This window comes from Psychrobacillus sp. MER TA 171, assembly GCF_023713305.1.
GTDB lineage: Bacteria > Bacillota > Bacilli > Bacillales_A > Planococcaceae > Psychrobacillus.
Window position 1 is genome coordinate 52666 of record NZ_JAMAWN010000004.1, and the last position, 23217, is coordinate 75882.

A 23217-nucleotide genomic window follows, 5' to 3' on the forward strand; every position below is an offset into this window, starting at 1 on the left:
ACCTCTTTTGATTGAGATTAACTTAATGAAATTAAGGGCATTGTTAACAATAGAAGGAACATTATCACCCAAACGAGAAGTAATAGAAAGAGGTATGAGGAGGAGAGCTATATGCATTACGTGATTATAGGCGGTGATGCAGCTGGTATGAGTGCTGCAATGGAGATTTTTCGCAATGATTCTACAGCAGAAATTACGACTTTAGAAAAAGGAAATATTTACTCATACGGACAATGTGGCCTACCATATGTAGTTGGCCAAAAAATATTTTCTACGACAGATGTAATCGCACGAAGCGTGGAGATGTTTCGAACGAAATACAAGATTGATGCAAAGATTGGGCATGAAGTAACGGATGTAAACCCTCTGAACAAAACAGTTGCAGGTAATGTATTAGTAACTGGAGAAAGATTTGAAGTTAAGTATGACCGCCTATTAGTAGCAACAGGTGCTAGCTCCATCGTACCTGATTGGGGGGGGACACAACTAGATGGAATACATACATTTAAAACCATTCCGCAAACGGAGGCATTAATAGCTGAGCTGAAAGATGTGAACCACGTAACTATTATCGGTGGAGGATATATTGGTTTAGAAATGGCAGAAAACATAAGAGAAATTGGTAAAAAGGTCCGAGTAATTCAACGTGGAGATCGACTAATGCCAATTCTTGATCCAGAGATGTCAGACATATTACTACAAAAGGCAAAGGAAAAACATGTGGAGGTCAAACTAAATGAGGAGGTTAAATCCTTTACGGGAAACACACGAGTCCAAGAAGTGGTAACTGACAAAGGGACCTACTCGACAGACTTAGTGTTGATAGCTATTGGCATAAAACCAGCAACTAATTTCCTTAAGGAGACAGGAATAGAAACTCTAGAGAATGGAGCCATAATCGTAAATAAATATTTGGAAACAAGTATTCCAGATATTTATGCGGCAGGAGATTGCGCCACTCATTTTAATCGTTTGAAACAAAAAAACGATTATGTCCCGCTAGGTACTACTGCCAATAAACAAGGTAGGCTTGCAGGATTCAATATGATTGGAGAAAAAATACCGTTTAAAGGTATTGTCGGTACCTCTATTATGAAATTCTTTGAATTGTCGATTGGTAGAACCGGACTATCAGAGGAGGAAGTAAAGGAACTAGACATTCCTTTCGACACAAGTACGATTGAGGCCAGTGATATTGCAGGGTATTATCCTGGGAAAGAGTTAATGCAGATAAAACTCCTTTATCGTAAAGAGGATCAATTGCTTCTAGGTGGGCAGATCGTTGGGGGGCATGGAGTAGACAAGCGCACTGATGTATTGGCTACTGCCCTGTACCATGGTATGACGCTCCCGGATTTATTAGACCTGGACCTATCGTATGCTCCTCCATTTAACGGTGTATGGGATCCTTTGCAGCAGCTTGCTAAAAGAAACTTTGATAAGAATAAATAAAGAAAAGTGGGGGAATTGAGAGATGGAAATAGAGACAAAGGAATATAAGGTTAGAGATATCTCATATAAGATTAGATCGGCTAGTCAGCTGGATGCAAAGCAGCTGTCCGAGGTAAGGGTTCAAATCGACGGGGAAACGGAGAATCTAGATAGAGAACAAGGGGAAGCATTCATTGATGTCACAGGCTTTGAAAAGCTAATTGAAGATGACACCCTTTCCGTGAACAATCTCTTTTTAGTCGCAGAGATTGAGGGGAGGATTGTTGGTTTTTCTAGATGTGAAGGGAACGACTTAAAGCGGTTTGCGCATAAAGTGGAATTTGGTGTTTGTGTCTTAAAAGAATATTGGGGGCTGAGTATCGGTACCAACTTTTTGAAGGAGTCTATTGCATGGGCAGATGCCGGTAGTATCAAAAAGATCTCATTAAATGTATTACATACTAACGAAAAAGCGATTGCCTTATATAAAAAGTATGGCTTCGAGGTAGAGGGTATATTAAAAAACGATAAAGTTTTAAAGGATGAGCAATACTATCACACCGTTGTGATGGGACGTTCTTTCATTTAAAATAAAATTTAGTTGACTATTCTAAACTCATTGAATATACTATTAAAAATCAATTTATGTTATTTAGGCAAAGAAAAGGACATGAGTCATTTAGGTAATTTCTTATTAGAGAGCAGGGTCATCGGCTGAAAGCCCTGTAAGAAAAACGAATGATTTACCACCTTGGAGCTATTATGGGGAACAACTAGTATCCATAATCGGGAAACCGTTATCTTTTAGAGAGCCGTATTTTTTATTTGACGGCAAAATTAGGGTGGAACCACGACCACACTCGTCCCTTTTACCGGGATGGGTGTGGTTTTTTGTATGCACAATTTAATATTTAAGCTATGAAAAGGACATGAATTATTCCTCAACTTCTAATTAGAGAGCAGGGTCATCGGCTGAAAGCCCTGTTAGAAAGTTGAATCGTTTACCACCTTGGAGCTATTATGGGGAACAACTAGTATCCATAATCGGGAAACCGTTATATTTTATGAGAGCCGTAATTTTTAATGACGGCAAAATTAGGGTGGAACCACGACCACACTCGTCCCTTTACTGGGATGGGTGTGGTCTTTTTATATTTAAACAAAACTAGGAGGAATTATAATGTCAGTAAAAGCAGAAGAAAGACTAAGTCATCAAAAATTGGGTCAGCAACTAGAATTATTTATGTCCATGGAGGAAGCTCCAGGTATGCCATTTTATTTGCCAAAAGGAATGGTTTTACGAAATGAACTCGAAAATTTATGGAGAGAAAAACATCAGCGAGCGGGCTATCAGGAGATAAAAACTCCTATCATGATGAAGCAGGAGCTGTGGGAGAAATCGGGACACTGGGATCATTACCATGAAAACATGTATTTTGCTGATGTGGATGAACAAAAGTATGCGATTAAGCCAATGAACTGTCCGGGAGCAGTTTTAATCTTTAATAGTAAAAGAAGAGGCTATCGAGAACTTCCTATACGATATGCAGAGCTAGGGTTAGTACACCGTCATGAGCTTTCGGGATCTTTGAATGGTCTATTGCGTGTTCGAGCATTTACTCAAGACGATGCACATCTGTTTGTTCTAGAAGAGCAAATTGAAAGTGAGCTTGCGAAGGTGTTAGATCTAGTAGATGAATTCTACCTGAAATTTGGATTTAGCTATAAAGTGGAGCTATCAACTCGTCCAGAGGATTTTATGGGCTCTGTGGAAGTATGGGACCAAGCAGAAGAAGCGCTAGAATCGGTATTGAAGAGTAAACAGGTTGAATATCAAGTAAACGAGGGAGATGGAGCTTTTTACGGTCCTAAAATTGACTTTCATATACTCGATTCACTTGGACGTAGCTGGCAGTGTGGAACAGTTCAGCTTGATTTTCAAATGCCGGAAAAATTTAATTGCCAGTACGTCGATGAAAACAATCAACTACGTCGTCCTATCATGATTCACCGAGCAATATATGGTTCTATCGAACGTTTTATCGCGATTCTATTAGAACACTTTCAAGGTAATTTTCCACTTTGGCTAGCCCCGGTTCAAGTGAAGGTGTTGCCTATCGCAGACGCTCATCTAGCTTATGCGGAGGAAGTAAAGTCGCGGCTACAACAAGAAGGCTACCGGGTAGAAGTAGATGACCGCGTAGAAAAAATTGGATTGAAGATACGAGAGGCAGCCATGCAAAAACATCCGTATATGCTGATCATTGGTGACCAGGAAATGGAGAATCAAGTTGTTTCCGTTAGGAAGCATCGAGTAGGAAGCCTTGGTGATATTGGGATAGAAGCATTTATTGGACACCACCTGAGAGAGTAAAGTTGTTGTGGTAAGTGGATAGGATGACGGATTGTCGTAAAGTATCCGGTCATTGTAGTAATCGGAGGGTGGATTGTCGTAAACTTGCTGGAACTTGTGAGGGTATGGAGCGTCATGCGGTCAACCGAGCCATCGAATTGTAGTAGAGATCCTTTAGCACCATTAAAAAAGGATTTTATGGCCACCATCTCGAATAAACTCTCGATAGGAAGTGTCGCTATGGTTAAATGGTTTATCTTGTTTGGTGGAATAGTTTTATTAGGGATTAACTTTTATGCTGTCTATGACGTGTACCAGCCGAAAGTTGGTCCTATAGGAAGTGGAAGAATATCTATGTACTTTTGGATAAGCATTTTTATTAGTACCCTGTCAGGGATAATTGCCATATCTCAATTCTTTGTATTATTTGCCTATGATCAACGTAATAAAAATTTTCCTAGAATGGAAACGAAACGGTTTGTACTACGCCAGATAGAGCTGACCGATGCAGAAGAGGTATTCTATTATTTTTCTCAGTATGAGGTTATGAAGTACTATGATCTTGATGTCTTAAAGGATGTTAGTGAAGCAAGAAGAATAATAAAAAACTGGCAGACAAAATACCATAAAAACGAAGGCTTGCGTTGGGGAATAGCGACAAAGGAAGACAATAAGATTATTGGAAGCTGTGGGTTCCATAATTGGGAGAAAGAACATTTCAAAGCGGAAATCGGTTTTGAGGTTACGCCAGAATACTGGCGAAGCGGAGTGATGACGGAGGTTTTGCAGCCTATACTAACTTATGGCTTTGAAAAGATGGAGCTTCACAGAATAGAAGCCCTCTATGATCCCGACAATATGGCATCCAAAAAAACATTGGAAAAAGCAGGATTTATATATGAGGGTACATTAAGAGAATCTGCGTTTGAAAAAGGACAATTTTGTGATGCTTCCATTTGCTCTTTGTTAAAAAAGGAGTTTGCTAAATAGCAAACCCCTTTATAAATTATATTAATATCGAACCCAGCTCAGACCAATGGTACCTTCTCCCGCATGCACTCCTACACAGGCACTTAGTGGGATAACAATTACCTTAAGGTTAGGGAATTCCTGCAGGATTTCTTCTCTCCACGTTTGAGCATCCTTTTTGTTGTTGCAGTTGATTACTGCAACTTCTGGAACTTCTGCTATTTTCATATCTTTTCGAAGGCGTCCCATTACATAGTTTTTAGCTCTTTTAGTAGCACGTACTTTTTCTGTCGGGACGGTTTTTCCATTATCAAAGGAAATAACCACTTTTATATTTAATAGATTGCTAAGAAACGCTGCTGTGCCGGAAACGCGACCACTTTTATGAAGCTGAGTCAAGCTAGATGGAATGAAGGATAACTCAGAGTTATTTGTCATATTTTCTATATGAGCTACAACTTCCTCTACGCCTCGGCCTTCTTCTAACAAGCTTTTCCCAACCTCTAGCATTTTGACCATTGGATAAGAGCCTATTTTCGAGTCAATGGAATATACTTTGAAATTGGCCATTTTAGAAGCGGTTTGTGAGCTGTGGTAGGTGCCAGACAAACCGCTTGATGTATGGACGGCAACTGCACAATCATATCCTTCTGCTTTTAGGTCTTCATATAGTTGTACCATTTCACCAATTGGAGGCTGAGAGGTCTTTGGATGAACTTTAGCATTTCTTAATTTGTCATAGAATTCATCATGTGTCATATCAATCGTTTCTTTGAATGCACCCTCTTCAAAAACAATATTTAACGGTAAGACATGTATATTATGTTTTTCAATAAATGATTGTTCCAATAAAGCGGCAGTATCAGTGATCCAAGCAACTTTTTTATTCACAGTTGATAATCTCCTTAATAAAAATAATTTGTTAGCGATAATGTAACGCAGATGAATACATATCAATAGTGTTACTTGTCATGTTTTGTCGAAATTTCGGGAACTGGAACATATTTTGAACATATTTAGAGGAGGTGAAAGGTTGAAGTATTTATTACCGTATTCTCTACATAATTTAATGCAACTATATCTACAGCAATTAAATACACATTTGCCTATGAATTTAATAGAAGGAGTCTATTTGTATGGCTCCGTTGCTTTAGACGCTTTTGATGAGAAAAAGAGTGATATAGACTTTATCGTTTTATTAAATCGACAGGTAAATGAGAAAGAGATAGAAATGATAAAGGATCTTCATTTTCAATTGTCTAAAGAGGAATTAGGTTCTCGGATGGACGGTATGTATATCCAAGCAACTGACCTTAGTAAGGGGAACGAAACAATGCAACCTTATCCTTTTTGTGCGGATGGCGTTGTTAGAGTTGGGCATTGGGACATTAATCATGTGACTTGGTGGGTGTTAAAGGAGCATGGAATTACATTGCAGGGAACAGATATTCAAGAGTTAAAGATTTCTACTGAATGGGAGGACGTCTTAGGGACGTTAAAATACAATATTAATCAATATTGGTATGAGAAAACAAAAGAAATACCAGATTCAGTGACTGATGAAGTGGTGGAGGCTGTTACAGCTACTATTTGCAGAATTCTTTATTCACTCGAATATCAGCAGATCATTTCAAAAAAAGAAGCACTGAGAAAAGGGTTAAGTATGCTTCCAAATGTTTGGCATCCTTTAATACAAGAAGGGATGAGAATTCGTACATTAGAGCAATCTCCTTCGCTATTTGCAACAGAAAGCTCACGTGCAGAAGCTTGTCGAGATTTAATATTGTACGCACATGAACTTTGCAATGCACGCTATTTTCAGGAGGTATAGAAATGGAAATTAGAAGATTAATAGGTGATGATGCAGAGGCATATTGGCAGCTAAGGCTTGAGGCACTGCAAAATAACCCCGAAGCATTTGGTACTAGTTATGAAGAGGCTATTCAAAGAGAAAATCCAATTGAACGAGTAAGAAGCAATTTTCAAGTAAATGGGAATTATACGTTCGGCGCATTTGAGGGAGATAAATTAATCGGTATGGTTACTCTTTTACAGGAGAGTGGCTCAAAAATGAAGCATAGAGCAAATATATTTGCGATGTATGTTAGTCCACACGGGAGAAGAAAAGGTGCCGGTAAGTCCTTAATGGAGCAGGCGATTAAACAGGCAAGAGAAACTAATGAAATTGAAAAGATTAATCTCTCCGTAGTATCTAGTAATGAGTCTGCAAAAAATTTATACCTGCAGCTAGGATTTAAAGTATTTGGAACAGAAGAAATGGCTTTAAAGGAAAGAGATGTTTATTACGAGGAACATCATATGACCCTTATATTAAAATAAAGGAGAGATAGTATGGAGGAAAAGACAAGTAAACAAAAGGATAATACCAAGCTGCCTATGATACAAACACCAATACGTTCTATTTTTGAAAAGTTTTCTAGAGAAAAGGATGCTTCTTTAATATACGGGGACCCAATTATTATGGACAATAAACGGATTCTGCCAGTAGCCAAAGTGAACTACTTCGTAGGTGGAGGAGGAGGCGGTGGATTTACAGACGAGCAAAATGCTAGTGGTCAAGGAGAAGGAGCAGGTGGTGTATTTTCGATTAAACCAGTTGGAGTTTATGAAATCACCGAGGAAAATGTAAAATTCAAGCCTATACTTCCGATTAATCAATTACTTACTGTGTTCTCCATTATCACCTTAGGTCTTGCCTTCCTATTAAAGAAAAGTCGAAAATAAGTTCTTTAAATAGCTTAATAGAAAAACGCTACCTTTTAAATTTAGTGGGTAGCGTTTTTTCTATTCTTTAACCATTGAACAAGCGTTAGCAATAGCATGGCAAAAATTGCGCCACTTGTATCTAATAGAACATCCTGAAAGAGTGCAGATCGTCCACTCGTAAAGGATTGATGGAATTCATCTGCTGCTCCTAGAAAAAAGGTAATCAGTATGGCCAACAGCTTTCTGTACTTTTTTTTCGGTAAAGCAATATAAATGGCTAATCCAATCAAACCAAAATAAAAAAAGTGCGTTCCTTTTCTGATTAAAAATTCAACAAATGCATAGTAGCCACGTTCCTCGACAGAGACATAAAATCCCCAATATGGAATATGAAATAAAGACAAAAAGGATTCCAATGGCTTGTTGGGAAGCCAGTTTTTAAGCACAGCCTCTAAAGATTGCTGCTCGGAAGTTTGACCCGAAGCAATAAATACAAAGAGAATTAAAAGTAATAGTGGGATATATTTTTTCATATAAAAACAGTAGCATAAACTGAACAAGAAACAAACTAATTACTAGTTTTAACACTAGATAACCATTTCTATCCCAAAATGATACGCTATGGTACACTTACGATAAGTGAATAATTTATTGCAGGGAAAAGGTGCTGACTTGTCAGCTTAATTGGGAATTCGGTGAAAAACCGAAGCTGTATCCGCAACTGTAAATGCAGATGAAATAAGAAAAATACCACTGTCGGCTAGAAGTCGATGGGAAGGTTCTTAGAGTAAAATGATGCATGAGCCAGGAGACCAGCCTTTTCTTGAACGTATAAATACTCTTCGGAAGTTAAGGGGTTGTACGGCACGTGTCTATTTTTTCGATTGAATTTATAAAACGATAAATAGTATTGCGCCGCCCTTTTTGGGGTGGCGTTTTTTGTGCTGTAAGAGGTCGAGTATTGTATTGCATATGTTCACATTTACTAGGAAGGGAGGGGAAAAGGTGAAAAAGGACATGCGTTATATTTGTTATCCGTTTATGAGAGAGAAGCCTTCTACAGTAGACTTTGAGATTCGAACGGACTCACTGACGACACGTATCGGCTTGGCTGCTTCTTTAACAAAAGATATTCCAAGAGTATATGAGGACCTTATGTATTTGGCCCCGATGGCATACCACTTAAATGGGTCTGTCAGAGGGAAGCTCGCGATCCATGAAGAAGATTTACAAATCCTCAGCGATATGTACGATTCCTACGTAAGCGAAGTAGAAGGAAGAGTAGATATATTCGTACTTCCACAAGGTTCAACGGTTGCTTGTGAGTTGCACGTATGTCGAAGTGAAGCAAAAAAGTCGGTCAGAGCTTTACATAAAGTCTCTTTAGAAAGAGAAGTACCTGAGATTTTATTTGACTACACGCAGCTATTAGCAAATGTATTGTTTGCAATGGCGGTATATGTAAATAAGTATCATGGAGTTGACGAGATTCAATTTGTCAGTAAATCATATCCCATGAGAAAAAAGAAAGAATTGGGGGATTAACATATGAATAAACAATTAAGAAATTGGTTAGCGGTACTAATACTTTCTATCTTACTTGTAGGCTGCCAAGAGGCTGAAAAGAATACAGCTGTTGAAACAGATTCTGTACAAGAAGTAAAGGAATACACTGTAACGGACGATATGGGGAACGAAATTACATTTGAAGAAGTTCCCGACTCGGTTGTGTCTCTACAACCAAGCAACACAGAAATTCTATTTGCCCTTGGCGTGGGAGATAAAATAGTGGGAGCTACAGAGTATGATACCTATCCAGAAGAAGCACTGGAAATTGAAAGAATTTCCGATTCTATGAGCTTTAATGCAGAACGGATTTTAGAGATAAGCCCAGATGTAGTGATAGCGTATACCACCGGTTCTGAGGAAGAGCTTAAAGTGTTGGAAGATGCGGGTTTAGACGTTTTTGTCATTCAATCGGCACTGTCATTTGAAGACGTCTATGGTGATATTGAACAGTTGGCCGCAGTAATGGGAGTTGAGGATAAAGGAATAAACCTTGTTAACTCTATTAAAACTACTATTCAAAGTGTTGAGGACAAAGTATCGGGTGTAGCTAATCAGAAACAAGTTTATTTTGAGATAAGCCCCTCTCCTGAAATTTTTACAACTGGTAAAAATACGTTTCAACAAGAAGTTTTGAATAATGCTTCTGTTGTGAACATTTTTGGAGACCAAGAGGGATGGATTAAATTATCTGAGGAAGATGTCATTAAGAAAAATCCTCCGATTATCTTAACTACCGTAAATTATGTAGAAGATCCAATTGGTGAGATTAAGGCTCGTCCAGGCTGGAACCAGCTAGAGGCTGTACAAAACAACGCCATCTTCCAATTAGATTCGGACATAATGTCTCGCCCTGGTCCACGAATTGGTGAAGCTGTGGAACTAGTAGCCAAAACCGTTTATCCAGAATTATTTAAATAAAGTAAAGGATGGTCTCGTTTTGAGGAGGCCATCTTCTTTTATTTTAAAACAGGTACCTTGCAATGGATAATAGTGTTATGGTATAGTACTATTTAATGAATAGTACCGAGGAGGAGTTAGAAGTGACAGCAAACGTTTATATTGAGACATTAGAAAAACAGCTATATATTTTAAATGCTAAGGAGCGCCAAGCGGTTGTTCGAGATTTCCAAAAATATTTTTGTGACTTGTTAAGAGAGGGGAAATCCGAGCAAGCAATAATAGAATCATTAGGAGCACCATCGTATATAGCAAGGGAACTACTTAAGGCTTACTCCGAAGAGGAAATGATCGTAACAGAAGTGGCATATGAAAGTGCATATATATAAAATGCTACAAAGGCTAGTTACCCTTTGTAGCATGACTTCATTGACAAGTTTTAACTGGTTCATTGGGAATCCAAATTTTACAGTTTGAATCTGATAAATCCCCGTCTGTATAAACTTTCATCTCTGGTGTGTTGCCTATATCACTAACCCCTATCCCATCACACAAACTCCAAGAGGCCCTTTTATTTCTTCGTTATTTAAAGAAATAAAGAGCAACAAGCTTTTGTATAGATTCTTATAGACTGATATCTAGGAATGTATATTAACACATGCAAAAAGCCGCCTATTAGAATTTGGCGGCTTTTTGCATTAGATATTTTTTTTAGTTACTGTTTCTTTGTCTTCTATTTTAAATTCTTCTGCAACATCGTCTACTATATCTTTAGTTGAGCTTTTAAATTCTTTTAACGTCTCTCCAATTGCTCTACCCAATTGAGGTAATTTTTTCGGACCGAACACGATTAAAGCAATAATTAATATAATGATTAAACCTGGTATTCCGATATTTGGCATTATAATCTCTCCTATACTGTTTCTGTATATTCTCATGTGTTTTTTCAATAGTAGTTAATCATACATAAAATTGGTTGTTTTGTATCAATAACACATTATACTCCTACGTTTAAATTTGTAAATAATTTAGTGTTAAAAATAATCTAAGCGTTTTGAACTGGAAAAGTCTCTTCGTTATAAAAGTACCTTAATCCCTTCTGCAAAAATTTAATTATATAAATATAATCTTATCGTTTATTTATCCAGGAAATACTAATTAATTTATGCCCATAATACAAAGGTTTTTCTATTATTCTGCATTAATTATAAAAATTTAATGTTTTTTCAGAATAAAATTATATTTTTATAATCGAAATAAATATCTAGTTTTTAAGAAATAAAAGGAGTAGACTGTAAAACGGTTGTTTTGTATTTATAAAAATTACGTTTTCATAGTTGTGTGTACTATGTTAAAGGAGAATAAAAGTGACGCAATATAACTTAGAAGAATTAAAACTGTTGAATCAAGTAATTTTTGCTTTATTTATAGTAGCAGATTTAGCTCTTGGCCTCTTTTACTTTAATAATGAGTTTCCTTGGTTCGCGTTAATAGGTTCAAGTATCGGACTAGCTATAATTGTTCTTTGCTGGACTGGAAAAAAATATATATACTTTGTCTCATTTTTATTGGTTTATACGATCCTATTCTCATTAGTTTATAACTGGAATGCAGTTTTTCATTAATCAGAATATCTTTTAAGCCATTGTTTACCTAAATAAACAATAAGCTATTTATACTAATTTACATTGGAGGTCATATTATGTCAGAACAGGAAAACAAGACTACTTACTTAGATAAACGTTCATCTAGACGTACTTTTATCAAAAACTCTGGATTAACAGTTGGTGGAGTTGTATTAGGTGGAGCACTCGGTTCTTTACTAGGGAAAGACTCAACATCTAAAACTAATGAAACTGGGGTTCATTCAGCAACTACTAGTGTTAACTTCAACCAAGCACTTATGTATTTTGACAAAGCACAATTTGACACGATAGAAGCTGCAGCAGAGCAAATTTTTCCTAAAACTGAGGTAGGACCCGGGGCGAAAGAATTACTTGTTGCATATTATATTGATCACCAACTCGCAGGAAGCTTTGGCCTAAACTCAAAAGAATATATGACCGGTCCTTTCTTCCCTGCAGAAGCAGTTCCACAACAAGGGTACCAAACACATTTGAACCGTCAGCAAGTGTTTAATCTTGGAATTGCAGCTTTAAATACAGAGGCTGCAAAGAAATCCGATGATAAACCTAAATTTGCTAATTTAACAGAAGAACAACAAATCGAAATCTTAAAAGATTTTGAAGCTGATAAAGTTAAATTAAATGGAGCCGTTAGTTCCTCCTTTTTCTTCTCTTTACTTAGAAAAGTAACAATTGAAGGAGTATATGCTGACCCTATGTACGGCGGTAACAAAGATATGGCTGGTTGGAAAATGAAGAATTTCCCTGGACATCAATCAAGTTATACTAATGTATTAGAAAAAGATGAATTCGTGAAAATAGATCCTATGAGCTTAAACTCTCAGCATCAACACTAATCAGCACAAATAGAAAGGGTGAACAACTTTGGCAACTAAATTACCAAAAACAGATATAGTTTTAGTAGGGGTAGGCTGGGTAGGCGGTATTATTGCAGCAGAACTTACAAAAAAAGGATACAAAGTAGTAGGTATCGAACGTGGTAAAGAACGTTCAACTGAGGATTACTTTATGGCTCACGATGAACTACGTTACGCAGAGCGTAAAGAAATGATGCAGGATCTTTCTAAAGAAACAATTACATTCCGTCACGATATGACACAACGAGCATTACCTTACCGTGAATGGGGTAGCTTCCTAATCGGAGAAGGAACAGGTGGTTCAGGAGAGCATTGGAATGGTCAAACTTACCGCTTCCTTCCATACGATTTCGAAATCTATTCAGAAACTGTTAAACGTTACGGAAAAGGTAAAATCCCTAAAGGGATGATGCTTCAAGACTGGGGTATAACATACGAAGAGTTAGAACCATACTTCGATAAATTTGACGCTATGACGGGTATTAGCGGTGAGGAGAATCCACTACCTGGCTCTCCACAAATAAAATACCCTAACCCGCCAATGCTGGAAACACCTGCTATAAAATTATTCAAAAGTGCAGCGAAAGAGCTTGGTTATCATCCATACCATATGCCTTCTAACAATTTATCGCAATCTTATACTAATCCAGATGGCGTTTCTCGTGGCGCTTGTCAATATTGCGGTTTTTGTGAGCGTTTTGGTTGCGAATATGGAGCAAAAGCTTCACCAGTAGTTACAGTATTACCTGTAGCTAAAGAAACTGGTAACTTCGAAGTACGTACTCATTCTGTTGTACGTAAAGTTCTACACACTAATGGAAAAGCTACTGGCGTGTTATACGTTGATATACGTACTGGTGAAGAGTTTATCCAAGAGGCAGATGTAGTTGTAGTATCAGCTTATCAAATGAACAATATTAAACTATTATTAAACTCTCAACTTGGCCGTCCATATGATCCAGTTACTGGTACAGGTGTCATTGGTAGAAACTATGCATACCAAACAATTCTAGGGACTGCTGTAGGTTTCTTTGATAAAGAGTTCAATTTATACGGTGGTGCAGGATCTCTAGGAGCACAAATTGATGACTTTAACGGAGACTTCTTTGATCATACTGACTTAGATTTCTTACATGGTGCGACAATTCAAATTACCCAATTAGGGGATCGTCCTATTGCCAACAATCAGATTCCAGCAGGCGTTCCAACTTGGGGGAAAGAATTTAAAGATGCTTCTGTTACAAATGCAAACCGTGTTCTTATTGTTAAAGCACAAGGAGCTTCCCTTCCTTGGCAAGATAATTACATCGATCAAGATCCAACGTATAAAGATGCATTCGGTGATCCATTACTTCGTATGACGTTTAATTGGAAAGATCAAGACCGTCAGCTAATGAAGTTTATGGGCGAAAAATCAGCTGAGATCATGAAAAAAATGGGTGCAAAAGATATCAAAATTAATGGCCTCGAAGTCGGAGATTACGATATTCGTAACTACCAATCTACTCATAATACTGGTGGAGTAATTATGGGCTCTAATCCAGAAACAAGTGCTTTAAACAGCTATCTACAAATGTGGGATTGTGAAAACGTATTTGTACCTGGTGCAAGTGCTTTTGCTCAAAACTCAGGTTACAACCCAACTGGTACAGTTGGAGCACTAGCATATCGTGCTGCGGAAGGTATTGAAAAATACTTAAAAACTGGCGGATTATTAGTTTAAAATCGAGAAGCTTCTATATAAAGAAATAATATTTGCTTAAACTTAACAAATAATTTTTACTCATAGAATTAGCCAACAACTTAAAAACTGCTATCTTCTTTCCATCAAAAGAAGGTAGCAGTTTTTTAATATATGGATTCATCCACAAACTTTTAACTACTCTTTTGGATTTCTAAGAAGCTTGCACAGTTTGTGTAAATTTCAGGCTGTTCATTATGAACCGAATTTTTGTGGGTTCCTTGGACTGTTTAATCTGCCAAGATTGCTTCTACTATTTCTTTAGGACGAACATCAAGAGTAGATAAATCCTTGAGGTCGATCCAAATCGGTTCATATTTTCCTTTTTCTTTAGAAGTGCTTACATATTCATCTCCACCTCCGGATCCAAACGTACCGCTTACAATATCAGCTAAATAATAATATTGAGTTCCGCTATATGGTAGTACTTTAAAAAGTCTTTGGATGCGAACATGTACCCCTAGCTCCTCATATGTCTCACGAATAGCTGCCTCCTCAGGGGTTTCTCCATTCTCGATACCTCCACCCGGAAATACATAGTAGGTGGTATAAGGCTTAGTCCTTTTGATCAGTGCAACTCGTCCTTGTTCTAAAATAATAGTGGCTCCTCGATTTCTCATCTTATTCCCCCCTTCACCTATTTTTAAGAAAATTATAACAATAAATTAATGGAAATATGTAAAGAGTTCTTTACATTGGAGAAATTTTTGATTATTCTGTATGTAAAGATATATTTACATTGTAAGCAAGGAGGAAGTAAATGGCAAAGGTCATTAATCATATAAGAGAAATCCGTTTAAAAAAGGGGATAACACAGATTCAAATGGCGGGTGATTTACAAATTACCAGACAAACCATTACAGCGATTGAAAACAATAAATACAATCCCAGCTTAGAGCTTGCACTTAAACTAGTACGTTATTTTGATGTACCTATTGAAGAATTATTTTATCTAGAGGAGGAATAAGGATGAAGAAGGGCTATGAGATCCTATTGTATGGAATAATTAGTGGATGTATCATTGGTGGCTCGTTTTTAGGGGTGTATATCTCGGGTAAAGAGGAGGGCATCTTCGATTGGGGGCTTTTCTTGCCAATGTTAGCTGGAGCATTAGGGGGCTTTTCTGTCTTTTTGCTTTATGCATGGTGGCGACAAAAACGTATAGGAAATGTACCGGATATGGATGAACGCACAACTGTGATGATGAAGAATTATTTTTCTACTGTACTTTATTTTGTCCTCTTCGGTACAGGGGCCATATTATTAATATTATTTGCGCTTGGTGTTGAAACAATAGAAATAGGAATACTCATTATTTATATGATGATCCTATTTATGTTAATTGGTATTGGTACTTTTATAATCAAGAAGATTTGAGGGACATAGAAAGGGTATTATAAAGGTAGTTTATAAGGTCTATAAAGCGTATGCAGTATAAATTGACTAAGAAGGGATGTTAAGAAATGGTTCATGTTTTATTTGTCTGTCTAGGTAATATTTGTCGTTCTCCCATGGCGGAGGCTGTATTTAAGCATCTAGTAGCAAAGGAAAAATTAGAAGCGAGTATTCGAGTAGATTCAGCTGCTACAAGTGAGTGGCATATTGGAGCCCCGCCACATCCAGGGACAATAGCCAAGCTAAAAGAATATGACATTTCGACAGAGGGTATATCCGGACGTCAGCTACAAAAAGAAGATTTTGAAGAATTTGACTATATTGTTGGTATGGATGAAAATAATATTAAAGATATACGACAAATGCTTGGTCAACCTGATCATCCCAAAATTATTCGTTTTTTAGATTTGACTGAGCACAAGAAAGATGTACCTGATCCTTATTTCACTGGTGATTTTCAGGAAACCTATGATTTGGTTTTAGAGGGCTGTGATGCACTTCTAGGCAAAGTTAAACTTGATTATAAAGAGCAACTGTAGCAAGAGGGGGAATAAAAGTGGAGTATGAATATTTTCATGGGGTACCGGACAAACAGACGCTTTCTGGTGTTTTGGAGCTACATAAGCATGTATTTGACGGCTCAGACTTGGCAACAGAAAAGTTAAAAGAAAAAAACAATTTAATCCTGTTTGTAGCAAAGGATGGAGACCGTGTAGTAGGATTTAAAATTGGCTATGACTACGGAAATCGCACCTTTTATAGCTGGCTGGGCGGTGTTCACAAGGATTATCGTGGAAAAGGAATAGCGAAAGAGCTGATGTGCAGACAGCATGAACTTGTTAAGTCAATGGGGTACACAAAAGCCCGTACCATCTCAAGAAATGAAAAAAGAGAAATGCTAATTTTAAATATAAAGTTTGGGTTTGATATTAAAGAAACATTTATAAGTAATAAAGGTACGCATAAAATTGTGCTAGAAAAAATGCTATAGGGAGGAAACTAAATGACGGATTGCTTAGGCTGTATGTTAGCGAATAAAAAACAAGAGATATTTGTTATATTTGAGAATGATCATATTACCTGCTTTTTAGACCAAGAACCCTTTAATAATGGGCATGTGCTTATACTTCCAAAAAGGCATTATGAGGATGTGGATGACCTAGATGTTGAGGTAGCCTATTCGATCATGGATGCATCAAGGCTAATCTCTAAGGCTATCAAAAGATTATATGCCCCAGATGGGATTACAATCTGTCAAAATGGAGGAGTCTTTAGTGAATTGACTCATTACCATATGCATGTTGTCCCGAGGTATCAGGGGCAACAATTCGCAGAATTTTATCAAGATGAGCCACTCGTACGCAATCTAGAAAGCATGCAAACTGTTACAGCTAAATTAAGAGACTCAGTTCGGAATGTTATAGCAGAAGGTAAATAAAATAATTCGTGTAGAGTCTTGTCCGAGAAGGAAAGGCTCTTTTTTAGCTTATGGAATTGTTATTGTTAATAGTTCGGTCTAACTAGGATATTCACATATACTTAAAGGTATCTTAGTGTGAAGTGAATGGAAGTTAATGTATTAATTTTTGCTACTTACAAGGAATCTAATGTATAATAACACAGTAGAATTCTAGAGTACGAAAACAATAGGAGAAAGAGAGTGGGACTTTATGGGTCGTAAATGGAATAATATCAAGGAAAAGAAAGCTTCCAAGGATGCGAATACTAGTCGTATTTATGCCAAATTTGGTCGTGAAATATACGTTGCAGCAAGACAAGGTGAACCTGATCCCGTCTCCAATCAAGCGTTAAAGGTTGTATTAGAGCGTGCGAAAACTTACAGTGTACCAAAACATATTATTGATAAAGCAATTGAAAAAGCAAAAGGTGGATCTGAGGAAAGCTATGACGAGCTTCGCTATGAAGGATTTGGTCCAGGTGGATCAATGGTTATCGTAGATGCATTAACAAATAACGTAAATCGTACTGCTTCTGATGTGCGTGCTGCATTTGGTAAAAATGGCGGCAACATGGGAGTTAGTGGTTCCGTATCTTACATGTTTGATGCAACAGCAGTTATTGGGTTAGAAGGAAAAACAGCTGACGAGGTATTAGAAATCCTAATGGAGGCTGATGTGGATGCTCGTGACATCTTGGAAGAAGACGACGCGGTCATCGTATACGCTGAGCCAGATCAATTCCATGTGGTGCAAGAAGCTTTAAGAGCAGCAGGAGTTGAGGAATTTACAATTTCTGAGCTTACAATGCTTGCACAAAACGACATTGCATTGGATGCAGATGCACAAGCACAATTTGAAAAAATGATTGATGCTATTGAAGACTTAGAGGACGTTCAGCAAGTTTATCACAATGTAGAATTAGCTTAATGATATACAGAGGAAATCTTCACTTCAGGAAACTGGAGTGAGGATTTTTTGTGATATGGACTTTCTACAAAGTATATGAAACCCAAAGACAAATCATTTAGCTGAATGGATATAAGTGACACCTGGGCTAAGCGTTTATCAAGGCAAGAAGAATCCTATTAAATTTTTTAAAGGGAGAAACTGTTGGAATTATGGAGCGTCTAATTGGTAAAAGGAGGAAGTGGAAATGAGGAAATCCTTTATTTTTTATTATGCATTAATCCTGCTGTTAGGCAGCTTCTTTATCCTAAGCCCAGCTATGGCAAGCTGGGCTTATCAGTTTGTAGTTTGGGATGGTGACGTGTATATAATTACGGAAGAAAACGTAGAGAAAATAGGCAAGGAGATTGGACATGTAACAAAATACTCAGATAGAGAAGGAACGTATTCAGGTAATTTTTCTAATACATTTCCTAAAGGGACTAAGTATTATGAAATAGTGGAAGTAGATCCAGAGGAAGCTATTGCTGTTGAATCAGAAGTAGGGATATACGTGAAAGCAAATAGTGACGGAGAGTATGCGAGAAGTAAGAAGAACAATTGGAATACAACATACGTTTTCATTGGAGGAGGGGTACTCCTTGTTCTCTTCATAGCCATTGCAATAACGTATGGCCTTGGAATGAAAGGGAAAACCAATCGTGGATAAACCAGTTCTTATCACCGTAACTCATGATCCAGATGGGAAAAGTGTAGACCTATTTAAAGCTTACCATCAGACACTTTCTAATATATATGGAGATGTATATTTAACCATAAGTGATGAATCTTCAAAGAAATTGTTAGAAGTAATACAAAACAGTGCAGTTAAATATCGTGTAATTCCTAAAAAGGGAGCAGCTAATGCTAGAAGGCAAGCTCTAAAATTTTCACTTCAGAGTCATAGTGAGCATTACCATTATTGTGATTTAGATCGGATACTGACATGGATACACAGCTATCCAAATGAATTAAAGCGAGTAGTAAATCAAATACTCAATTATGACTATTTAGTTATAGGCAGAACAGAACAGGCAATGCTCACTCATCCATTGGAATGGATCGAGACTGAAAGAGTGACCAATAAAATATTTTCGTTGGAGGTAGGGCAGAGCTTTGATATTACAGCTGGATCCTGCGCCTTTAAAAGAGAATGCGCTAAGTATATCATTCATTATTCGAAAGCCTTAATGACGGATGCAGAATGGGCCATGATTGCATACAGAATAGCAGGATTCCAATTAGGCTACTTGGAAGTGAATGGACTGGAGTATCACGAAGAGGTAAATGGTATAACAGGAGAAATGAATGAATCGGAGAGATGGTTTAAGCGGTTGAAACTAAGCTATATCATTAGTGAAACAGCTAGAAGTACCGGAAGAAACATGAATGGTGAAGAGTGAAGACACTCTTTGTGCTTTGGGTAATCGTTAATGTCAAATAAAAAAAGAGTAGAACTGTGACTAACGGATTCGGTTGATGCTATTAGCAATGTAAATTTCACACTAATCAGCATTAGTTACAACAGTAAATTGACAATATAATCGGCAAGTAAAAAAGGCTCGGAAATCTGAGCCTTTTTTGACGTGTATTTTACCATCCTTGGTACACCAAATTACTAAATAATTAAGTAATTGGTTCTCAATTAATTTTTTATTAAATAGATATAATCATCTCTTCTTTCAACCTGAAAAGTTAAATCGCCTTGCGCACTGAGAAGAGAAACAGGTGTTGATTCGGCTGAACTGTCGCCCGTGAAATAAATGCCGTATCCATTATTCGTAGGGTATCCATATACATAACAAACCACTTTTCCATCCTTCATGAAAACCAATTGATTCATACCTTCACTTACCGTTTCACTGATTCTGTCCCATTTATAGCCGACGGTTTTATAGATAACAGCTTTGGATGTATATGGGTCAAATGAATACACGTAATCCCATTCGAATGGAGTCACATCAGATAAATTCACAGTCTCTGAAGATTCTTCGATGCTCAACACTGCCTGTTTCAACAGTGTTTCATTCGCTTCCCATAAATCTTTTTTAATTATTTTTACTAATAGAATGGCGAACAGTATTATGACTGCTATTATCAGCATTTTTTTCTTAATCATACTGATTTTCCCCTCCCTCCCCAAACTGATAAATTCCTCATTATAAACATAAACGAATCCTTTTTGGAAAAGTTATAAAGTAATTGTCACAGTTTGTAAAATAAATAAATAACCTTTACAGTTCTTTGGTATTTCTTATATATAGGTTAATCTAAAAACTCCAATATCCTACTAAAAATTAAGTGTTATGAATTACTTTTAATACATCAATTCACAACCCTTTTAGCACTGGCTTTAACGGTCTTGCATAAATTTAGTGGTAGTTTCAATTTGTGTGCGAATTGATATGTCAATTCATTTGTTAAACCTGTTAAAGCCTTGACATGACAACAAAAAAGGCGACACCAATTCATAATAGAATTGTGTCCCCAATTAGACTGCTGTTTAATGTTTTCTCCCCAATAACCGAACCCGTTAAGCTGTGACGTTCTTCTATTTTTTATTGTTAATGGGCAGCAGAGTTATTTCTCCGATATTTCCATTGCTGATATTGGAAACGAAAGAAGCAACCTATACAAAACCCTAAGATAGCCACAAATGCTGCTAAGCCAACCATGACGGTTGCAATATTAAATAAAATGCTCCACTTTAGGAAAAAGCTAATGCTAGCTACAGCTAAAAAGCCAACTGCAAGCCATTGGTTAAATCTTAGCTGATCATAATCTTCTTGGATGTATTCACTACTAGGTTTCTTTAAAAACCTTTTAGCTACAACTAAAATTGGATGGAAGCCAACTAATAAACTGGATAGATTAGCGATTAACGGGATAAGTAGAATCCATGCTGATTGAGTAAGAAGCGCTATGATTACGGAGGTTACTATTGACCACTGGTTGACCATAACAAGGGGTTTTGGAATTGTCTTCATCTTAAAACCTACTTTTCTTATTGGATTTATACTATTATATGTTGATTTTCAGTTAATGTAAATTAATTAAGAACTAAATGACCTATTTCCCGGGAAATCGACATATTTTTTGAAAAGTGTCTGAGAAATAACTAGTCAATAAATTAAAAGACGTGAAATCAACAACAACTTGATTTTCACGTCCTTATTTCTTTTTAAATCATCTCTCTTATTGTTTGGTAGGGAGACGGCGACGAGGAGATTGAAGCCGTGCCCTCGGAAAGCTTCTGTCGTAACAGAAAACATACATTTTATTTTGAGGAGTGTTACGTCACATCCTCTTTTGTGTTATTTGGTTTTTAACTGATTAATCTTTTGGGTCAGTAAATTAAATTGCTCATCTAACTCGGCATATTTGGAATCCTTAGGAAGAAGGTAGCTTAACTGACCTAAAATGGCGAGACGCTCTGTTTCTAAAGTGAGGAGAATTTTTTCGACTTCATTTTCCTCTTCTCTATGGAGCCACTCATTGTAAGTCATCTCGACTTTCTGGACTTTCTTATTTTCAAATATAAGTAGCTTGTTGGTTAGCTTTTCTAAAAAATAACGATCATGAGTTACAAGTAAAATAGTACCTGGATAAGTGGAAAGAGTTTTTTCTAGCTGCTCTCGAGAGGGTAAATCGAGATGATTTGTAGGTTCATCTAAAATAAGTACATCTTTTTGATCTAACATGAACTCCATTAACTTGAGTTTTACCCTTTCACCCATACTCATAGTAGAAATGGGACGTAGCCAATGGTCCTTTGAAAATCCCAAGTTGGTCATCAGAGTTTGAATGATTCCTCTTGTTTCGAAATCTGTAGTTGCAAAAAAGTCAGAGGGGGTCTGCTCATTCGGAAGGTCGAATACAGTTTGTCGTAAATAGCCGATATTCATCGAATCCGTTTTCCAAAGCTCACCGTCAAAGGGTTCCTCTCCTATAAGCATCCGGAAGAAGGTTGTTTTACCACTTCCATTAGCACCTATAATACCAACGCGTTCATTTGATTGAATAGTAAAGGAGGTATCTTGGAAAAGAGTTTTGGCATTAAAGGATTTGCTTAAATTTTTGGCTTCTAGAATGCGTTTTCCCTTTTTCTTATTCCCATCAATAGAGAAGTTGACTTCCTTTTCCTCTACTGGACGATCTACCCGATGCTTAGAAAGCTCTAGCTCTAGTCGTTTTTGTTTAGAGCGGATTTGAACATCCTTTTTCTTTGCCTTCATTCGGAAATATTCTTTGTAGCCATCCTTCTTTGTCGAATCAGCATGAGCCTTATTAGTCCATTTTTTTAACTCTGCAATTTGTTTTTCTACGAGTTGTACTTTCGATTGTTGCGCGTTATATTCTCTCTGTTGAGTATGGATTATTTCTTCTTTTCTTTTGCGGTAGGTAGAATAGTTTCCTTTGTAAGGAGTTAGTTTTTGATATTCAATTTCCCATATATAATTTGATACTTGGTCTAAAAAGTAACGGTCATGAGAGACTAAAATAATGGTTCCTGGATAGGTAGCTATTTGCTCCTTTAAAAAGGATAGACTGCTTTGGTCTAAATGATTAGTAGGCTCATCAAGTAATAGTAAGTGAGACCTTTCTGCAAAAACTTTAGCTAGTCTTTTTTTCATTTTTTCTCCGCCGCTTAAACTATTATAAGAAAGGGTACGGGGAACAGACCACTTGCTCATATAAGTCCATTCATCCTTCTCCACTTCAGTTGAAAAGAAATTCTCGTCCTCTTGCTTGCAGTAGCTAATGGTCGGAGGAGCTCCTATCCATTCGATTTGTCCAGAAGAGGAGGGAGCTTCGCCTGAAAGGACGGATAGAAGCGAAGATTTGCCTTCACCATTTCTTCCTACAATACCTATTACAGCACCTAAAGGTATATCCGTTTTTATATTTTTAATAATTTCTTTATGACCATGTGTAATGCTTAGATTTACTATTCTTCCTTGTATTGTCATAACATTTCCTCCCTGCCGGAGAGACTAAAAAATCCCTCCGAGTATAGACGGAAGGATTCTGCTGCCATTTAAATGTACGACAAAAAATAACTACAAAATGTTTGCAGTATTCATTGATCTGATTTGAAAAATGGGCAGACTCATCCTATTTCCGTTTTAGCTAAAAATATTTTTCTGCGTTAAGCAGCAATATTAAGCGAGAAATAAGATTATAAAATCATAGTCCACCCATCGTCCCTTCGATATTAGTTACTAAT

General features: G+C 37.0%; 28 protein-coding genes, 1 riboswitch and 2 other annotated features. Of the genes, 21 read left to right on the forward strand and 7 right to left on the reverse strand.

All coding sequences use genetic code 11. The features are described from left to right. Window positions 1-111 precede the first annotated feature (111 nt). From M3627_RS05475 to M3627_RS05490, 4 genes are all read left to right on the forward strand, one after another. Window positions 112-1452: a CoA-disulfide reductase gene (locus tag M3627_RS05475; protein ID WP_251553247.1), complete on the forward strand. Its 1341-nt coding sequence runs from the start codon at window positions 112-114 to the stop codon at window positions 1450-1452. Window positions 1453-1474: 22 nt separating this feature from the next. Continuing rightward, entirely contained in the window at window positions 1475-2020 is a 546-nt protein-coding gene (locus M3627_RS05480; protein WP_251553248.1) for a GNAT family N-acetyltransferase, read from the forward strand. Window positions 2021-2081: 61 nt separating this feature from the next. Further along, window positions 2082-2302 (forward strand) — a binding site (T-box leader). 38 nt (window positions 2303-2340) lie between these two features. After that, window positions 2341-2560: a binding site (T-box leader), on the forward strand. A 51-nt stretch (window positions 2561-2611) separates the two neighbouring features. After that, on the forward strand, window positions 2612-3805 hold the full coding sequence (gene thrS, locus M3627_RS05485; RefSeq protein ID WP_251553249.1) for a threonine--tRNA ligase: 1194 nt from the start codon (window positions 2612-2614) through the stop codon (window positions 3803-3805). A 219-nt stretch (window positions 3806-4024) separates the two neighbouring features. Continuing rightward, the gene (locus tag M3627_RS05490) at window positions 4025-4774 is read left to right on the forward strand and encodes a GNAT family N-acetyltransferase (protein ID WP_240949585.1); all 750 of its coding nucleotides are present in this window, start codon (window positions 4025-4027) and stop codon (window positions 4772-4774) included. A 21-nt stretch (window positions 4775-4795) separates the two neighbouring features. Here M3627_RS05490 and M3627_RS05495 read toward each other — a convergent pair whose 3' ends face one another. After that, on the reverse strand, window positions 4796-5644 hold the full coding sequence (locus tag M3627_RS05495; protein WP_169358406.1) for a DegV family protein: 849 nt from the start codon (window positions 5642-5644) through the stop codon (window positions 4796-4798). A gap of 142 nt (window positions 5645-5786) precedes the next feature. Here M3627_RS05495 and M3627_RS05500 point away from each other — a divergent pair, with 142 nt between their 5' ends. From M3627_RS05500 to M3627_RS05510, 3 genes are read left to right on the forward strand one after another with little or no spacing between them, the layout of a single operon-like run. Then, entirely contained in the window at window positions 5787-6584 is a 798-nt protein-coding gene (locus tag M3627_RS05500; RefSeq protein WP_251553250.1) for an aminoglycoside adenylyltransferase domain-containing protein, read from the forward strand. 2 nt (window positions 6585-6586) lie between these two features. Beyond that, entirely contained in the window at window positions 6587-7093 is a 507-nt protein-coding gene (locus M3627_RS05505; RefSeq protein WP_251553251.1) for a GNAT family N-acetyltransferase, read from the forward strand. Window positions 7094-7105: 12 nt separating this feature from the next. Further along, the gene (locus M3627_RS05510) at window positions 7106-7498 is read left to right on the forward strand and encodes a GerW family sporulation protein (protein ID WP_251553252.1); all 393 of its coding nucleotides are present in this window, start codon (window positions 7106-7108) and stop codon (window positions 7496-7498) included. Window positions 7499-7539: 41 nt separating this feature from the next. On the opposite strand, the gene M3627_RS05515 is transcribed toward M3627_RS05510, so the two are convergent. Continuing rightward, the gene (locus tag M3627_RS05515; RefSeq protein WP_251553253.1) at window positions 7540-8013 is read right to left on the reverse strand and encodes a VanZ family protein; all 474 of its coding nucleotides are present in this window, start codon (window positions 8011-8013) and stop codon (window positions 7540-7542) included. Window positions 8014-8125: 112 nt separating this feature from the next. Beyond that, a riboswitch (cobalamin riboswitch) is annotated at window positions 8126-8315 on the forward strand. Window positions 8316-8485: 170 nt separating this feature from the next. On the opposite strand from M3627_RS05515, the gene M3627_RS05520 reads away from it, so the two are divergent. The 3 genes from M3627_RS05520 to M3627_RS05530 all read left to right on the forward strand — a co-directional run bounded on the left by M3627_RS05520 (window position 8486) and on the right by M3627_RS05530 (window position 10335). Next, the gene (locus M3627_RS05520) at window positions 8486-9025 is read left to right on the forward strand and encodes a hypothetical protein (RefSeq protein WP_251553254.1); all 540 of its coding nucleotides are present in this window, start codon (window positions 8486-8488) and stop codon (window positions 9023-9025) included. 3 nt (window positions 9026-9028) lie between these two features. After that, complete coding sequence (locus M3627_RS05525) at window positions 9029-9967, forward strand: ABC transporter substrate-binding protein (RefSeq protein WP_251553255.1); 939 nt, start codon at window positions 9029-9031, stop codon at window positions 9965-9967. Between the two features lie 122 nt (window positions 9968-10089). Beyond that, window positions 10090-10335, forward strand: a complete 246-nt coding sequence (locus M3627_RS05530; RefSeq protein WP_169358413.1) for an HAAS signaling domain-containing protein — start codon at window positions 10090-10092, stop codon at window positions 10333-10335. A gap of 309 nt (window positions 10336-10644) precedes the next feature. Here the strand turns inward: M3627_RS05530 and tatA are convergent, their stop codons facing one another. After that, window positions 10645-10851 (reverse strand): twin-arginine translocase TatA/TatE family subunit, encoded by a 207-nt coding sequence (gene tatA, locus M3627_RS05535; protein WP_169358520.1) that lies wholly within the window; start codon window positions 10849-10851, stop codon window positions 10645-10647. Window positions 10852-11313: 462 nt separating this feature from the next. Between tatA and M3627_RS05540 the strand changes: the two genes are divergently transcribed. From M3627_RS05540 to M3627_RS05550, 3 genes are all read left to right on the forward strand, one after another. After that, entirely contained in the window at window positions 11314-11571 is a 258-nt protein-coding gene (locus tag M3627_RS05540) for a hypothetical protein (protein WP_251553256.1), read from the forward strand. Window positions 11572-11648: 77 nt separating this feature from the next. Continuing rightward, complete coding sequence (locus M3627_RS05545; RefSeq protein WP_251553257.1) at window positions 11649-12428, forward strand: gluconate 2-dehydrogenase subunit 3 family protein; 780 nt, start codon at window positions 11649-11651, stop codon at window positions 12426-12428. Window positions 12429-12456: 28 nt separating this feature from the next. After that, entirely contained in the window at window positions 12457-14172 is a 1716-nt protein-coding gene (locus M3627_RS05550; RefSeq protein ID WP_251553258.1) for a GMC family oxidoreductase, read from the forward strand. A gap of 248 nt (window positions 14173-14420) precedes the next feature. On the opposite strand, the gene M3627_RS05555 is transcribed toward M3627_RS05550, so the two are convergent. Continuing rightward, the gene (locus M3627_RS05555; protein WP_169358417.1) at window positions 14421-14810 is read right to left on the reverse strand and encodes an NUDIX hydrolase; all 390 of its coding nucleotides are present in this window, start codon (window positions 14808-14810) and stop codon (window positions 14421-14423) included. Window positions 14811-14950: 140 nt separating this feature from the next. Between M3627_RS05555 and M3627_RS05560 the strand changes: the two genes are divergently transcribed. The 8 genes from M3627_RS05560 (at window position 14951) to M3627_RS05595 (ending at window position 19393) form a co-directional block, all read left to right on the forward strand. Next, the gene (locus tag M3627_RS05560; RefSeq protein ID WP_169358418.1) at window positions 14951-15157 is read left to right on the forward strand and encodes a helix-turn-helix transcriptional regulator; all 207 of its coding nucleotides are present in this window, start codon (window positions 14951-14953) and stop codon (window positions 15155-15157) included. 2 nt (window positions 15158-15159) lie between these two features. Beyond that, window positions 15160-15567 carry a hypothetical protein gene (locus M3627_RS05565; RefSeq protein ID WP_169358419.1) on the forward strand — a complete coding sequence of 136 codons (408 nt, stop codon included), beginning with the start codon at window positions 15160-15162 and terminating at the stop codon, window positions 15565-15567. Between the two features lie 86 nt (window positions 15568-15653). Further along, window positions 15654-16124 (forward strand): low molecular weight protein-tyrosine-phosphatase, encoded by a 471-nt coding sequence (locus M3627_RS05570; protein ID WP_169358420.1) that lies wholly within the window; start codon window positions 15654-15656, stop codon window positions 16122-16124. Window positions 16125-16141: 17 nt separating this feature from the next. After that, a complete protein-coding gene (locus M3627_RS05575; protein ID WP_169358421.1) occupies window positions 16142-16576 on the forward strand; it encodes a GNAT family N-acetyltransferase in 435 nt (144 codons plus the stop codon). Between the two features lie 12 nt (window positions 16577-16588). Continuing rightward, window positions 16589-17023 (forward strand): HIT family protein, encoded by a 435-nt coding sequence (locus M3627_RS05580; RefSeq protein ID WP_251553259.1) that lies wholly within the window; start codon window positions 16589-16591, stop codon window positions 17021-17023. A gap of 232 nt (window positions 17024-17255) precedes the next feature. Next, on the forward strand, window positions 17256-17972 hold the full coding sequence (locus tag M3627_RS05585) for a YebC/PmpR family DNA-binding transcriptional regulator (RefSeq protein WP_169358423.1): 717 nt from the start codon (window positions 17256-17258) through the stop codon (window positions 17970-17972). Between the two features lie 226 nt (window positions 17973-18198). After that, window positions 18199-18660, forward strand: a complete 462-nt coding sequence (locus tag M3627_RS05590) for a hypothetical protein (protein WP_251553260.1) — start codon at window positions 18199-18201, stop codon at window positions 18658-18660. Then, window positions 18653-19393 (forward strand): hypothetical protein, encoded by a 741-nt coding sequence (locus tag M3627_RS05595; RefSeq protein WP_251553261.1) that lies wholly within the window; start codon window positions 18653-18655, stop codon window positions 19391-19393. Before M3627_RS05590 ends, M3627_RS05595 begins: the two co-directional genes overlap by 8 nt. A gap of 242 nt (window positions 19394-19635) precedes the next feature. On the opposite strand, the gene M3627_RS05600 is transcribed toward M3627_RS05595, so the two are convergent. From M3627_RS05600 to abc-f, 3 genes are all read right to left on the reverse strand, one after another. After that, the gene (locus M3627_RS05600; protein WP_251553262.1) at window positions 19636-20109 is read right to left on the reverse strand and encodes a hypothetical protein; all 474 of its coding nucleotides are present in this window, start codon (window positions 20107-20109) and stop codon (window positions 19636-19638) included. 445 nt (window positions 20110-20554) lie between these two features. After that, window positions 20555-20977 carry a DUF4395 domain-containing protein gene (locus M3627_RS05605; protein WP_251553263.1) on the reverse strand — a complete coding sequence of 141 codons (423 nt, stop codon included), beginning with the start codon at window positions 20975-20977 and terminating at the stop codon, window positions 20555-20557. 327 nt (window positions 20978-21304) lie between these two features. Continuing rightward, window positions 21305-22960, reverse strand: a complete 1656-nt coding sequence (gene abc-f, locus M3627_RS05610; protein ID WP_251553264.1) for a ribosomal protection-like ABC-F family protein — start codon at window positions 22958-22960, stop codon at window positions 21305-21307. Window positions 22961-23217: the final 257 nt, after the last annotated feature.